Annotated in this window: 9 protein-coding genes; 2 read left to right on the top strand and 7 right to left on the bottom strand. The window is 69.6% G+C overall.

All coding sequences use genetic code 11. The features are described from left to right. Positions 1–31: 31 nt before the first annotated feature. Positions 32–3,010 (bottom strand): intermembrane phospholipid transport protein YdbH family protein, encoded by a 2,979-nt coding sequence (locus tag DJ021_RS04580; RefSeq protein ID WP_111456419.1) that lies wholly within the window; start codon positions 3,008–3,010, stop codon positions 32–34. Positions 3,011–3,074: 64 nt separating this feature from the next. After that, the gene (locus DJ021_RS04575; protein WP_111456418.1) at positions 3,075–3,851 is read right to left on the bottom strand and encodes an SDR family oxidoreductase; all 777 of its coding nucleotides are present in this window, start codon (positions 3,849–3,851) and stop codon (positions 3,075–3,077) included. Positions 3,852–4,020: 169 nt separating this feature from the next. On the opposite strand from DJ021_RS04575, the gene DJ021_RS04570 reads away from it, so the two are divergent. Together DJ021_RS04570 and DJ021_RS04565 are read left to right on the top strand one after the other, a co-directional pair. Beyond that, positions 4,021–6,105, top strand: a complete 2,085-nt coding sequence (locus tag DJ021_RS04570; protein WP_111456417.1) for a 3-hydroxyacyl-CoA dehydrogenase NAD-binding domain-containing protein — start codon at positions 4,021–4,023, stop codon at positions 6,103–6,105. A 189-nt stretch (positions 6,106–6,294) separates the two neighbouring features. Then, positions 6,295–7,500 (top strand): acetyl-CoA C-acyltransferase, encoded by a 1,206-nt coding sequence (locus DJ021_RS04565; RefSeq protein ID WP_111456416.1) that lies wholly within the window; start codon positions 6,295–6,297, stop codon positions 7,498–7,500. A 53-nt stretch (positions 7,501–7,553) separates the two neighbouring features. Here the strand turns inward: DJ021_RS04565 and DJ021_RS04560 are convergent, their stop codons facing one another. The 5 genes from DJ021_RS04560 to DJ021_RS04540 all read right to left on the bottom strand — a co-directional run bounded on the left by DJ021_RS04560 (position 7,554) and on the right by DJ021_RS04540 (position 13,860). Beyond that, on the bottom strand, positions 7,554–8,168 hold the full coding sequence (locus DJ021_RS04560) for a YceI family protein (RefSeq protein ID WP_111456415.1): 615 nt from the start codon (positions 8,166–8,168) through the stop codon (positions 7,554–7,556). 156 nt (positions 8,169–8,324) lie between these two features. Beyond that, positions 8,325–8,942, bottom strand: coding sequence for a YceI family protein (locus DJ021_RS04555; RefSeq protein WP_243625909.1), 618 nt, complete (start codon positions 8,940–8,942; stop codon positions 8,325–8,327). Positions 8,943–9,121: 179 nt separating this feature from the next. Continuing rightward, complete coding sequence (locus tag DJ021_RS04550) at positions 9,122–10,378, bottom strand: alkaline phosphatase family protein (RefSeq protein WP_133254942.1); 1,257 nt, start codon at positions 10,376–10,378, stop codon at positions 9,122–9,124. A gap of 17 nt (positions 10,379–10,395) precedes the next feature. Then, positions 10,396–13,074: a TonB-dependent receptor gene (locus DJ021_RS04545; protein WP_111456413.1), complete on the bottom strand. Its 2,679-nt coding sequence runs from the start codon at positions 13,072–13,074 to the stop codon at positions 10,396–10,398. Between the two features lie 192 nt (positions 13,075–13,266). Beyond that, positions 13,267–13,860: a DUF3501 family protein gene (locus DJ021_RS04540; RefSeq protein ID WP_111456412.1), complete on the bottom strand. Its 594-nt coding sequence runs from the start codon at positions 13,858–13,860 to the stop codon at positions 13,267–13,269. Positions 13,861–13,872: the final 12 nt, after the last annotated feature.

Below are 13,872 nucleotides of genomic sequence, written 5' to 3'. Positions count from 1 at the left end.
GTCTCCACTCTCATCGGGCCAGGATGGGCCCTCACGGCTGAACCGGGCGTGAACTGCGCAGCTTTTGGTAGTCGGCGTAGTCCTTCAGCAGATCGTCCAGGTTCAGGCTGGTGTCCAGCGTCAGGTCGACCTCGGTGCCGGACGGCAGCGGCAGCTTGCGGTTCATGAAGTTGCGGCGGATCAGGTCGAGCCAGGTGACGGCAAGCTCCTGGCGCTGCGGCGGATCGTGGCGGCCGACCACATGGAACAGCACGCCGAGCTGGCCGCCGGGCCGGCTGTCCAGCGTCGCGTCGAGCTTGTCGAAGGCCAGGTTCTCCATGGCCTGATAGGCGAAGTCGGTGAAGGTGTCGGTGGAGGCGACCGGCGCGGGCGCGGCCTTGGGCGCCTCGATCGCCCCGCTCGCCGACACCGCGCTCAGCGCCGTGCGCTGGATCGACAGCCGGCCGGGCTGGATGGCGTGCAGCTCGCCGCCGCTCACCTGCACCTTGCCGCCTTGCGTCTCGAACGGCACGCGCCCGCTCACCCTGGCGTCCAGGCTGACCCGGTCCTTGAACGGCGAGGCGGCCACCAGGTCGTGCAGCTCGACACCCTCGACGTCGAGCACGCCGCGGGTGGGCGCGCCGGGCTGCAGCGGCACATCGAGGCTCGCCAGCCGGACCTTGCCGCCGCCCACCGCCGCCTCGCCGCCGGAGACGTGCAGGGCGTGCGCGTCGAGGCCGAAGGTGGCGCTGAGGCCGGTGAGGGGCAGGATGGCGGCCAGGGCATCCGCCCGCAGGACTCCTCCGGGGGCTACGGTCAGCGGCGCAAGGCTGGTGAAGACCACCGTCCCGGCCAGGCCGGTCATCCGGCCGGCCGGGCTCTGGAAGTCCAGGCCCGGCAGGCTCAGCGTGCCGCCGCTGGTCGCCCCCGCGGGCGTCCAGGCGAAGGCGCCCACGAACCGCGCCGAGCCCTGCACCGGCGAACCGAGGGCGGCGGCGAGCGGCGACAGTTGCGCTGGCTGCAGGCCGCCCTCGGCGAAGGTCAGCACGCCGCTGTCGAGGTCGACGCGGCCGACGCCGGCCCGACCGTCATGACGCAGCTCGGCATGGCCCACAGGGCGTCCGCCGATGTCCCGGACGTCGAGGCCGGCGATCCATTGGTCCCGGGCCAGCGCCGCCTTGCCGGACATCGTCAGCGGCCGGAAGCGGCTGGCCGGAGCGATGTCCTCCACCTGGGCCGAGGCGACGGTGAGCGTGGCGTTGAGCCGGCCCCCGGTCTGACCGAGGTCCGCCGCGCCGGAGCCGCCGGTCACCGTGGCCTGCAGGAAGGGAACCTCGGCGGAGACGCCCCGGGCGCGGCCGACGATCCGCCAGTCGCCGTGGCCGAGCGTCAGCAGCGGCCGGCCCTCCGGACAGAGCTGGCCGGCGAGGTGGGCCACGTCGTTGACGCCGAGCTCCAGCCGCTCGGCCCGCACCGAGGCGCAGCGGTCGCCCGTGAAGCTCACGGCCCCGTCGGCGATCCTTAAGGTCCCTGAGGCGTCGAACACCCCGTGCTGGATCGGGCCGATGGACAGCGCCGCCCTGATCCGGCCATCGGCGGTCGCGCCGCCCGGGACCAGGGCGAACTGGTCGACGTCGGCCTCGACCTTGGGCAGGCCGCCGCCCGCGGCGGTCAGGCGATAGCCGCTCCCCCGCTGGGCCAACGTCACCGCGCCGCCGCGATCGGGGCTGAGGCGCACGGGCTGGGCCAACGCCATCCGCGCTGCGCCGCCGTCGCTGGCCAAGGTCACGCCCGGCGCGGCGAACCGGAAGCCGCGGGCGGCCCGTTTGGCGGCGGCGATCTCGGTGGAGTCGCCGGCCGTCGGCGCGCCGAGCCCCATCCAGGCGCCGTGGCCGAGCGCGCTGCCGGTCAGGCGCAGCGAGACCCGTTTCGCGCTGGCCGAGAACGGACCCTGCGCGGCGGCGGTGACGCCCTGCAGCCGCAGCTCGGCGAGGGCGTAGCTGTCCGCCCCGCCGGCCAGCTTCAGCACGCCGGAGACCGCATCGCCGCCCTTGCGAGTCCAGCTGAGGTCGTCGGCCGTGAGCGCCGCCCGCAGGGTCCCGGCGCGGCCGCCGGCCAGGGCCGCGGAGGCGGCGCGCAGATCGGCGACCGCGCGGCCGCGCACGGTCAGGTCCGGGATCCAGCCGGTCGCCTGGCCGGTGAAGGCGGCGGCGAGCTGAGCGTCCTCGACGCCCTGGCCGGCCAGGGCGATCCGGCGGCCGGTGAGATTGGCCTGCGCCACCACCGCGCCGTCGCCGCGCCGATGCTGGAGGTCCGGGTAAGGCGCGGCGGCGGTGAGCCTGAGCCGCCCCGCCTCCGCGCTGACCGGGCCGGCCGTGGCCTGGGCGAGCGGCGCGTCGAGGGTGATCGCCACCCGGTCGCCGTGGGTGCGCAGCGTCACCGCGCTCGCCCCGAGGCTGGCGTCGAAGCCCGGCCCGCGCAGCCGGGCCGGCGCGGCGGCGGCGTCCAGGGACATCAGCTTGTCATCGCGCACCCGCGCGTCGGCCCGCAGCTGCATGGGGCCGTAGTCGGTGGTGAGCAGCAGCAGGCCCTGGTCGATCCGGATCGAGGGCTTGGTGGCGTCGGGCCGCGGCGGCTTCCTGCGGAATTCCTCGATCAGCGGATCGAGCGACCCGAGGCTCAGCTTGCCGTCGTGCAGCCGGGCGCGGAGCACCGGCTGGCGCAGCGTCACCGAGCGGACGTCGAGGCCGAAGCCCCTGAAGCCGTACCCCACCTCGGCGCGGGCGGCGGTGAAGTCGGGGCGCTTGGCATCGCCGATCCGCAAGCGGCCGGTGAAGCCCGACGGCCCGAAGCTCTCGACCTGCGCGTCGGCGGCGATCCCCTTGGCGTGCAGCCAGCTCACCAGCGCCTCGCGGGCGATCACCTTGCGCGCCGCGTAGAGGGCGAGCGCCAGCACCGCCACGGCCACGCCGACCAGCGCCAGGATCAGGCGCAGGCGGCGGGCGGGGGTTGCGGGTCGGGCGTCGGTCAAGATCGGGCGGCTCGGCTCACGTCAGGAGACCTGATAGCGCGAACCGAGCCAAACCGTGGCGCCGCTACAGCGAACCGAGGCTCGCGTAGGCCACGCCGCCGTCCACCGCGATGGTGTCGCCCACCACGTAGTCGCCGGCCCGGCTGGCCAGGTAGATGGCGGCCGCCGCCATGTCCTCGTCGCGGCCGATGCGGCGGGCGGGGATGCGCTTGGCCACCTCCTCGCCGTGGTCGCGGGCCACCCGGTTCATCTCCGAGGCGAAGGCCCCGGGGGCAATGGCGGTGACCACGATGTTGTCGGCGATCAGCCGCGCCGCCATCCGGCGGGTCAGGTAGATCAGCGCCGACTTCGACGCATGGTAGGAATAGGTCTCCTGCGGATTGAGCCGGATGCCGTCGATCGAGGCGATGTTGATCACCTTGGCGGGCCGCTCGGGCGTGGCCGACTTGGTCAGCGTCTCGTGCAGGGCCTGGGTCAGGAAGAAGGGCGACTTCAGGTTCAGGTTCATCACCTTGTCCCAGCCGCTCTCCGGGAACTCGTCGAACGCCGCGCCCCAGGCGGCGCCGGCGTTGTTGACCAGGATGTCGAGCCTGGATTCCTTCGCCAGGTACGCCGCCACCAGGGCCTTCACCCCGTCCACCGTCGAGACGTCCTGCGGCAGCGGGATGCAGTTGGGGCCCAGCTCCTGGGCCGCCGCCTCGCAGGCGTCGGCCTTGCGCGAGGAGATGTAGACCTTGGCGCCCTGCTCGATGAAGCCGGCGGCGATCATCTTGCCGATCCCGCGCGAGCCGCCGGTGATCAGGGCGGTGCGGCCCTGCAGTGAGAACAGATCCGACGCCATGGCGCGCCTCCCCTTGATTGTTGTGGCTCGGCCGGCGCGCAGGCGCGGCCCATTCCCCTCGCACATTTGACTTGGAGGGGTCCAGTGTGGCCTGTAACAAGCGTTTGAATTTCGAGATCGCCGCCCCATTTCAACGAGCGGTCCGCCAGCCATTTCCAGGGAGCTCCGCATGGCCGAGATCAATTCGGTGACCACGCTCACGCAGGATGGCGACGTCGCCGTCATCACGCTGAACTCACCGCCGGTGAACGCCCTGTCGGCCAAGGTCCGCGAGGGTCTGGACGAGGGCTTCAGGCAGGCCATCGCCTCCGACGCCAAGGCCATCGTGCTGATCTGCGAGGGCCGCACCTTCATCGCCGGCGCCGACATCACCGAGTTCGGCGGGGCCATGACCGGCCCCAGCCTGTTCGACGTCCAGGCGACGATGGAGAACTCCCCCAAGCCGGTGATCGCCGCCATCCACGGCACCGCGCTGGGCGGCGGCCTGGAAGTCGCGCTCTGCGCCCACTACCGCGTCGCCGTGCCGTCCGCCCGCCTCGGCCTGCCCGAAGTGAACCTCGGCCTGCTGCCGGGGGCCGGGGGCACCCAGCGACTGCCGCGCATCGTCGGCGTCCAGAAGGCGCTGGAGATGGTCACCTCCGGCCAGCACGTGCCGGCCAAGCAGGCCGCCGCCATGGGCCTGGTCGACGAGCTGGTGGAGGAGGGCAAGCTGCGCGAGGGCGCCGTCGCCTTCGCCAACAAGGCGGTCGCCGAGAAGAAGCCGCTGGTGAAGGTCCGCGAGAACGACGCCAGGCTCGCCGAGGCCAAGGGCCACCCGGAGATCTTCGCCGACTTCCGCAAGGCCAATGCGCGGAAGTTCCGCGGCTTCCTGGCGCCGGAGTACAACATCCGCTGCATCGAGGCGGCGGTGAGCCAGCCCTTCGAGGAAGGGCTGAAGACCGAGCGCAAGCTGTTCGGCGAGCTGATGAGCGGGCCGCAGTCGGCCGCCCAGCGCTACTACTTCTTCGCCGAGCGCCAGGCCCAGAAGATCCCCGACGTGCCGGACGACACGCCCACGCGCCCGATCAAGTCGGTGGGGATCATCGGCGCCGGCACCATGGGCGGCGGCATCGCCATGAACTTCGCCAACGTCGGCATCCCGGTGACCATCGTCGAGGTGAAGCAGGACGCGCTGGACCGCGGCCTCGCGACCATCCGCAAGAACTACGAGCGCACCGCCTCGCGCGGCGGCATCACCGCCGAACAGGTGGAGCAGCGCACCGGCCTGATCACCGGCTCGCTCGACATGGACAGCGCCTTCAAGGACGTCGACCTGGTGATCGAGGCGGTGTTCGAGCGCATGGACATCAAGAAGGACATCTTCACCAACCTGGACCGCATCTGCAAACCGGGCGCGATCCTGGCCACCAACACCTCGGGCCTGAACATCGACGAGATCGCGTCGGTGACGAAGCGGCCGCAAGACGTCATCGGCCTGCACTTCTTCTCGCCGGCCAACGTCATGAAGCTCCTGGAGATCGTCCGCGCCGACCACACGGCCAAGGACGTCATCGCCACCTCGATGAAGCTCGCCAAGCAGATCGGCAAGGTGGCGGTGCTGGTGGGCGTCACCCCCGGCTTCGTCGGCAACCGCATCCTCGGCCAGCGCCAGCGCGAGGCCCAGAAGCTGGTGCTGGAAGGCGCCATGCCCTGGGATGTCGACCGCGTGCTCTACGACTTCGGCTTCCCCATGGGCCCGTTCGCCATGAGCGACCTGGCCGGCTTGGACATCGGCTGGGTGAAGGAGAAGTCGAACGGCGAGACCATCCGCGACGTGCTCTGCGAGATGGACCGCCGCGGCCAGAAGACCGGCGCCGGCTACTACGACTACGACGAGAACCGCAACGCCATCCCCAGCCCCGTCACCGAGAAGATCATCCACGACTTCATCGTCAAGTCGGGCGCCAACCCGCGGAAGATCTCCGACGAGGAGATCCTCGAGCGCTGCCTCTACCCGATGATCAACGAGGGCGCGAAGATCCTCGAAGAGGGCAAGGCCATCCGCGCCTCCGACATCGATGTGGTCTGGGTCAACGGCTACGGCTGGCCGGTCTACCGCGGCGGCCCGATGCACTACGGCGAGCAGGTCGGCCTGGATAAGGTGGCCGCCAAGATGAAGGACTTCCAGGCCAAGATGGGCGACCAGTTCAAGCCCTCGGCGCTCCTGGAAAAGCTCGTCGCCGAAGGCAAGAAGTTCTCGGATATCAAGGCCTGATGTTCCGCGCCCCGCCATCTTCCTTCCCCGTTCGCGGGGAAGGGGGACCGCTCGCCGAAGAGCGAGTGGTGGAAGGGGCGGCCGCGACTCCGGCGCCTGACCTCGCCCCCTCCACCATCGGCTCGTTGGCCGATGGTCCCCCTCCCCCGCAGCGCGGTGGAGGAAAATTCAAGCCAAGGACCTATTCGCATGCGTGAAGCCGTCATCGTCTCCGCCGCCCGCACTCCCATCGGCAAGGCCTATCGGGGGGCCTTCAACAACACCTACGGCGCGACCCTCGCCGGCCACTCGATCGCCGCGGTGGTGGAGCGGGCCGGGATCGATCCCGGCGAGATCGATGACGTGGCCATGGGCTGCGCGCTGGAGCAGGGCACCACGGGCAACAACATCGCCCGCCAGGCCGCGCTGCGCGCCGGCCTGCCGAAGACCGTCTCCGGCATGACCATGGACCGGCAGTGCTCCTCGGGCCTGATGGCCATCGCCACGGCCGCCAAATACATCATCAACGACGGCGCCCCGATCGCCATCGGCGGCGGCGTCGAGTCGATCAGCCTCGTGCAGAACGGCCACATGAACGGCTTCATGGCCGGCGATCCCTGGCTGCGCGAGCATGTGCCGGAACTGCAGACCTCGATGATCGAGACCGCCGAGATCGTCGCCGAGCGCTACGGCGTCTCCCGCGAGGCGCAGGACGAGTATGCGCTGATGTCCCAGCAGCGCACCGCCCAGGCCCAGTCCGAAGGCCGCTTCGACAACGAGATCGTGCCGATGACCACGGTCATGAAGGTGGTGGTCAACAAGGAGACCGGCGAGACCCAGGACAAGGAGATCACCGTCCGCATGGATGAGGGCAACCGCCCGCAGACCACGCTGGAGGATCTCAAGAAGCTGAACCCGGTGTTCAAGGGCGGCCGCTATGTCCAGGAAGGCAAGTTCGTCACCGCCGGCAACGCCTCGCAGCTCTCCGACGGCTCCGCCGCGGTGCTGATGATGGAGCGCGCCGAAGCCGAGCGCCGGGGCCTCAGCCCGCTGGGCGCCTACCGCGGCATGGCGGTGGCCGGCTGCGGGCCGGAGGAGATGGGCATCGGCCCGGTGTTCGCGATCCCTAAGCTGCTGGAGCGCAACGGCCTGACCATGGACGACATCGACCTGTGGGAGCTGAACGAGGCCTTCGCCAGCCAGGTGCTCTACTGCCGCGACAAGCTCGGCATCCCGCAGGAGAAGCTGAACGTCTCCGGCGGTTCGATCTCCATCGGCCACCCGTATGGCATGACCGGCGCCCGCTGCACCGCCCACCTGCTCTATGAAGGCAAGCGCCGCGGGGCCAAGTACGGCGTCGTCACCATGTGCGTCGGCGGCGGCATGGGCGCGGCGGGTCTGTTCGAGATCTTCTAGGTCGCGAGACGATCACGACTTGAAGGGCCGCCCGCGAGGGCGGCCCTTTTTCGTCAGGGGACGGCCTTGAACTCGCTCTCGATCTGCAGGGTCACGTCGTCGCTGACCGCCGGCACGAAGGAGGTGATGCCGAACTCCGAACGCTTGAGGTGCGCGGCCCCGGCGAAGCCCAGCGTGTACTTGCCGCCCGAGCCGGCGCCCGCCTGGTTGAAGGTGGCCTGCAGGGTCACCGGCTTGGTGACGCCATGCAGCGTCAGGTCGCCGGTGATGTCGGCGGTGCGCGCGCCGGTCACCTTCACGCGGGTCGCCTTGAAGGTGGCGGTGGGGAACTTGGCCACGTCGAGGAAGGCGGCCGACTTGACATGGGTGTCCAGCGCCGGGTTCAGCGTGCCCAGCGACGCGGTGTCGATGGTGACCTCCAGGGCCGAGGCGGCGGGCGCCTTCGGATCCAGCGTCAGGGTCCCGTTCACGCTGGCGAACTGGCCGACGTAGGTCGAGAAGCCCTGGTGGCTCACCGACCAGGTGATCTTCGAATGGTTCGGGTCGAGCTTGTAGGTCCCGGCGCGGACTTCGGCGGGCGCCTGAGTGGTCTGCGCCTGCGCCGCGCCAACGCAGACGACCAGGGCGGAGGCGAGCCCGATGGCGGCGAACTTGAGCTTGTGAGTCACGATGTGTCTTCCCCCAGATGCGCCTTCACGGCTGAGCGACAATCGCACGCTGGCGGACCTAGATTGTTCCGCGCCGGAAATGATCAGCTGAAATCGCGCGCCGCTTGGGGGATCGGGTGGCCGGTCTCGACTGCGGCCACCCGCTCCGCGCCCAGGTCAGGAGACGGCCTTGAACTCCGCCTCGACGGTCAGGGTGACGTCGTCGCTGATCGCCGGCACGTAGGAGGTGATGCCGAACTCCGAGCGCTTGATCTTCGCCGCACCGGCGAAGCCCAGGGTGTATTTCTTGTCGAGCGGGTTGACGCCGGCCTGGTTGAAGGTGGCCTGCAGGGTCACCGGCTTGGTCACCCCGTGCAGGGTCAGGTCGCCGGCGATGTCGGCCGTGCGCGCGCCGGTCACCTTGACGCTGGTGGCCTTGAAGGTGGCGGTGGGGAACTTGGCGACGTCGAGGAAGTCGGGCGACTTCAGGTGAGTGTCGAGCGCCGGATTGAGCGTGCCCAGCGACGGAGTGTCGACGGTCACCTGCAGATCGGAGGTCGCCGGCGCCTTGGGGTCCAGCTTCAGGGCGCCGTTCACGCTGGCGAACTGGCCGATGTAGGTCGAGTAGCCGAAGTGGGTCACCGACCAGGTGATCTTCGAATGGCTGGGATCGAGCTTGTAGCTCCCGGCGTGGACTTCGGCGGGCGCCTGGGTGGTCTGGGCCTGGAGGGGGGACGCGGCGACGAGGAGCGCGGCGGCGAGGCCAAGGGCCGCCGACGAAAAGATACGGATCACGGATGAACTCCCGGAGGGACGAAAGGCGAAGCCGCCCAGATGCGCCTTAACGGCCCAGTCGATAATGGCCGAACGGGAGAGAACACTGGTTCCATATCGGAAAGAGTGGTCCTGCGCGCCGTCGCTCGCTCAGCGCCGCGGGCAGTGAGGGCTCTCCCGGAGAGCGAGCCTTCACCTTGCTAGTCCCGGCAGTGCAGACCCATCAGGCCCGCCAGCCGCGCCTTCAGCGAGACCATCTCGATGGTCGGGCCGAGGCCCGGTGGAACGCCCGGGCCGCTCGCGATGTAGATGCTGCGGTAGTCGCTTCGGAGCGGCCAGAAGCCGTGTTCGCCCCGCTCGCGCGGCGCGGTGAGGTAGGGACCGGTCTCCGCTCGGCCGAACATGTAGTGCGGCGCGGGCTCGAAGGCGGCGATCGCGCCGGCCAGCTTCGGCGCATAGCGGGCCAGCTCCGCGGGCGGGATTTCCCGGCCCAGCCCGTCCTGCCCCTTCGCGGCCAGACCACGCAGGAAGCCGGCCGCCGCCTGGTCGCGCGCCACCACCACCCCGCCCATCGGCTGCAGGTCACCCTTCACGCCGGCCTCGGCCATCAGCACGCCGAGGTTGGCGATGTGGTCGAGTCGCTCGAAGCCGTGGTCGGAGGTGACGACCAGGTCGTAGTCGGCTGGCAGGGCCCGCGCCAGCTCGCCAATCAGCGCATCCGTGCGTTCCATCACCGCGTTGGCGTTGACCTCGAACGGACCCTGGTCGTGCGCCTCGGAGTCGAGGTCGACGAGGTGGAGCAGGATCAGGTCCGGCCGCTTGGTCTTCAGCAGGTAGAGCACCGCCTGGGTCCGCGTGCGGTCGTCGATCCACTGCTGCGGGAACGATGGGAACATGGCCGAGATTCCCTCGACCAGGCCGGGCGTGGCGTCGCTGGCGGCGGTCGCCAGGTCCATGGAGCCACCGTTGCGGCGGCGGAAGTACTCCGGCAGGTCCCAGGTGATCTTCGCGTCCTTGGTCACCGGCCAGGTGACGGAAGCGGTGGTCAGGCCGGCGTCGGCGGCGCAGGCCCACAGCGGCTCGCCGTGGATGAAGCTCGGCGTCCAGTAGTAGTCGCCGCCTTCCTCCTTCGGCCGCTGGTTGCCTAGCACCCCGTGCTGATCGGGCCTCAGGCCGGTGAGAATGGAGGTGTGCGACGGCCAAGTGACCGTCGGCCAGACGCCGATCACGCCGTCCGCCGTCCAGCCCTCGCCCATCAGGCGGCGCAGGTTGGGGATCGCCAGATGCAGTTGGTCGCGGTCGCGCAGGTAGCGCCAGTCGAGGCCGTCGACGGAGACCACCAGCACCTTGTGGTGCGCGGGCGCCGCCGAAACGGGACCGGCGGCGACGAAGGCCGCCGCGGCCAGCGCCGCGCCCGCCCACCGCACCAGCCCGCGCCAGGTCTCGTCGATTGTCATCGAGGATCCCTTCGGCATCAGAACGCGAAGCTCACGCCCGCGTAGTAGGCCCGGCCGTTCTCGAGCAGCGAGTAGTTCAGGTTCTGTCCGGGCCCGACGATCTTCTGGTTGGTCTCGTTGGTCAGGTTCTTCGCCTGCAGCCGCAGCTCAAGGCCGCGGCGGATCTGGTAGCTCAGCTGGGCGTCAAGGGTGTCGGTGGCGCGGTACCACTGGTCGTTCACCGCATTGGTGCGGTCGAAGGCGAGCGGCATCTTGCCCGTGTGGTTGTAGGCCACTTCGCCGCTCAGCTTGCCCTCGTGGTAGAAGACGGTGAGGTTCTCGGCGTCCTTTGCCGACTCTAGGAGCTGCGGCAGCTGGCGGTAGGTGACGCCGTCGGCCATCTGCATGGACGGCGCGTCCATCTGGATCAGGGTGGCGTTGGCCGAGACCCCGAGGTTGGCGAGCCGGCCCGGCAGGAAGTCCAGCCGCGCGAGGTTCACCCCGAACTCGATGCCGCGAACCTTGGCGTCGCCGAGGTTGCTTGGCCTCGTGGTCGTAAGGGTGAAGGTCCCGGTTTGGCCGGGCAGGGGGACGCCCTGCTGGGTAGTCGTGAGCGCGAAGATCTCGTGCTGGATATCCTTCTCGAACAGCGCCACCGACACCGAGGCGCCGGCCTGCGGGTACCATTCGAAGGACAGGTCGTAGTTGATCGCTTCCCGCGGCTGCAAGCCGGGATTGGCGACGGTCTCGGTGGCCTGCGAGCCGGAGAGCGTCAGGGCCACGTTCTGCGCCAGGTCGGAGTAGCGCGGGCGGGCGAGCGTCTGGCTGACGGCGGCCCGCAGCCGCACGGTGTCGCTCAGGTCATAGCTGACGTTCACCTCCGGCAGCGGCTTCGAGTAGCCGCTGTTCGACTGCACTGCGGCGAAGTTGGTGGTGCTGGTCAGCGGGCTGGGCTGGAAGTTAGTGATCTCCTCCGTCGTCCGCTCGTAGCGCAGGCCGCCTTGCAGATAGAGCGGACCCGAGCGGTAGGACGCCTCAGCGTAGCCGCCGTCGATCTTCTCGCGCAGGAAGAAGTTGTTCAGCGTGTTGCGCGCGGTGCTGTTGTTGAGGACGTAGAGGCTCGGGTTGGCGGCCACGAAGCTCGCCACCGCCGCCGGGTCGACGAACGTCAGCGCCTGGCCGTTGGAGTCGGGAGGCGTGATGGAGCCGTCGAGCACACCCGCCCGCGCCAGCGTCACGTTGGCGCCGGGCGCCGCGTTCAGCCGCACCTCATTGTAGGAGAACTGCTGGCGGGTCTCCTTGTGGCTCAGCCCGACGCGATAGCCGAAGCCGTCGCCATCCGCCTCGTGGATCAGATCGATGCGGACCTGGGGCACCTTGGTCACGCTCTTGTCGGTCGCCAGCAGGTGGTAGTTCTGCAGGTAGTTGGCCGGATTGCCGAACGCCGCCGGATTGGCCGGCGACAGCAGCGGAATGCCCTGCACATTGCCCACATAGACCGGAGCGAACGTCGCGTTGGTCGGCGTGGTGAACACGTCCTCGGTGGTGTCCTGCCGATAGAAGCCGCGGGCGTAGTTGGCCACCGCCTGCAGGCGGGTGGCCTCGTCCAGCTTGTAGGCGGCGTCCGCCTGGATGAAGGTGATGTTCCGGTACTGGTGGTAGAGGTCGAAGTCAGACTCGGCGCTGCCGGTGGCGAAGGTCGCCTGGTTCGGCCCGTTGAAGGTCGCCGTGGCCGCCCCGCGGTTGACGTACTGCGAGTAACGATCCTCGTCGTTGGTGTGCTCGAAGGCGCCGCCGGACAGGTGGGCGCTGAACCGCTCGTGGTCGTCGTACTCGAACTTGAGATAGCCGCCCGGCCGGATCCGGCGGTTGTCGTAGTAGTACCAGCGGCGGCGGTCCGGGATCGGCGTCAGGCCGTTCACATTGGTGGTCGGCGTCAGCGCCGTGGCGTTCACCGTCTGCGTGCCGGCCCCGCTGTAGTTGTAGTAGGAGTAGGGAAGCGAATAGCTGTTCAGCGAATTCGAGTAGCGAACGTAGTAGCTGGCCAGGGCGAGGACGCCGAACTGGTCGTTGGCGCCGAAGGTCTTGCTGATCCGCAAGTCGCCTTGGCCGGACAGCGGATTGTCCTGAAACGTCCGCTTGTTGTCCCACGAGGCGTAGTCGACGTGGCCGGCGACGAACAGGCCCGGGTGGTCGAAGGCGCTGTGGGTCTTCAGGTCGGTGACGCCGCCGATGGCGTCCGAGGGCTGGTCGGCGGTGTAGGTCTTATAGACGCTGACCTGATCGGCGATGATCGAGGGCAGGACGTCGAAGGACACCTGCCGCCGCGTCTCCTCGGTTGACGGCAGCGCGATCCCGTCGAGGGTCACGGAATTGTAGTCGGGGTTGAGGCCGCGCAGCGTCATGAACTGCGCTTCGCCGCGGCCGTTGTTGATCTGGAAGGCGACGCCGGGCACGCGCATCAGCGCCTCGCCGAGGCCGAACTCCGGGATCGAGCCCATCTCGCTCGCCGAGATGGAGTCGGACACCGCCGTCGCGGCGCGCTTGGCGTTGATCGCCTTCTGGATCGAGTAGGCCTCGCCGGTCACCACGATCTCGCTGACCTGAGGCGCGTCGTCGGCCCGCGCCTGCCCCGGCGACAGAGCCAAGAGAGCCGCCGTCGCCGCCCCCGTCATCAATACCGCACCACGCGCGGCCAGCCGTCTCGAACCCGCCATCACCGTCTCCAGCCAAAGGAACGGCGGCGCTCTAGGGCGGCGTCAGTGACAGTAGAGTTTCAGTTGAGTGAAGCTTGTTGCAGATCGTCCGCTTGGTTGTCCGCCGCCGCGACATTCCCGCCTTAGTGGCGACATTCCGCCTGCGTTTGGCCTAACTGTAACGCGGTCGAGGAACGGGGTTCGCATTTCCCGCTATGCGAAATCTCTCGCCAGCTCCGCCCGGGTGGCCGGGGTCAGGCCCGCCAGGTGGCTGTAGGCCTCGTGTTCGCAGCCCACGTGGATGGCGGTGGCCGGGTCGCGGAACAGGGCGATGTGCTCCGGCTTCAGGGGAAAGCGCAGGAAGTGGACCGAGGAGGTCTTGCCGTCCTCGCGGGTGCGCTCCACGTCGCCCTCGGGCACGCCCATGACGCGCTCGGCGCCCACCTGGATGAAGAACCTGTCCTCGACCCCGCCCAGCCGGGCCAGGGTGGCGGCGCGGCGGACCGGATCGTCGATCTCGAACATCACCGTCGCCACCAGCTCCGAGCCCTGCGGGATCAGCGGATTATAAGCGGCGAGCTCGTCCGGCAGCTGGGCGGCGCCGCCCTTCTCGGTCAGCAGCATCTCCTGGATCTGGAACAGCATGGTCTCGTAGCACTCGAAATAGACCGTGCAGACCGGCCCGAGCTCGATCCGCCGCAGCCGCTTGATCGGCAGCAGGGCGGCGCGGCGCTCGCGGCGCACCTGCGCGAACTCGGCGTCGGGCAGGATGTCGGCGGACGTCACCTGGCGCAGGGCGGCGGGCATGGAAGGGCTCCG

The sequence above is a fragment of the Phenylobacterium hankyongense genome, assembly GCF_003254505.1.
Taxonomy (GTDB): domain Bacteria; phylum Pseudomonadota; class Alphaproteobacteria; order Caulobacterales; family Caulobacteraceae; genus Phenylobacterium; species Phenylobacterium hankyongense.
Note: the sequence above shows the minus strand (reverse complement) of the source record. Positions and strands in the feature narration are given on the sequence as shown.

What these genes read in the sequence shown, in the direction of transcription:
- DJ021_RS04575 (WP_111456418.1), bottom strand. Translation starts at nt 3,851, where the DNA reads ATGGCGTCGGATCTGTTCTCACTGCAGGGCCGCACCGCCCTGATCACC.
- DJ021_RS04570 (WP_111456417.1), top strand. Translation starts at nt 4,021, where the DNA reads ATGGCCGAGATCAATTCGGTGACCACGCTCACGCAGGATGGCGACGTC.
- DJ021_RS04565 (WP_111456416.1), top strand. Translation starts at nt 6,295, where the DNA reads ATGCGTGAAGCCGTCATCGTCTCCGCCGCCCGCACTCCCATCGGCAAG.
- DJ021_RS04550 (WP_133254942.1), bottom strand. Translation starts at nt 10,378, where the DNA reads ATGACAATCGACGAGACCTGGCGCGGGCTGGTGCGGTGGGCGGGCGCG.
- DJ021_RS04545 (WP_111456413.1), bottom strand. Translation starts at nt 13,074, where the DNA reads ATGGCGGGTTCGAGACGGCTGGCCGCGCGTGGTGCGGTATTGATGACG.
- DJ021_RS04540 (WP_111456412.1), bottom strand. Translation starts at nt 13,860, where the DNA reads ATGCCCGCCGCCCTGCGCCAGGTGACGTCCGCCGACATCCTGCCCGAC.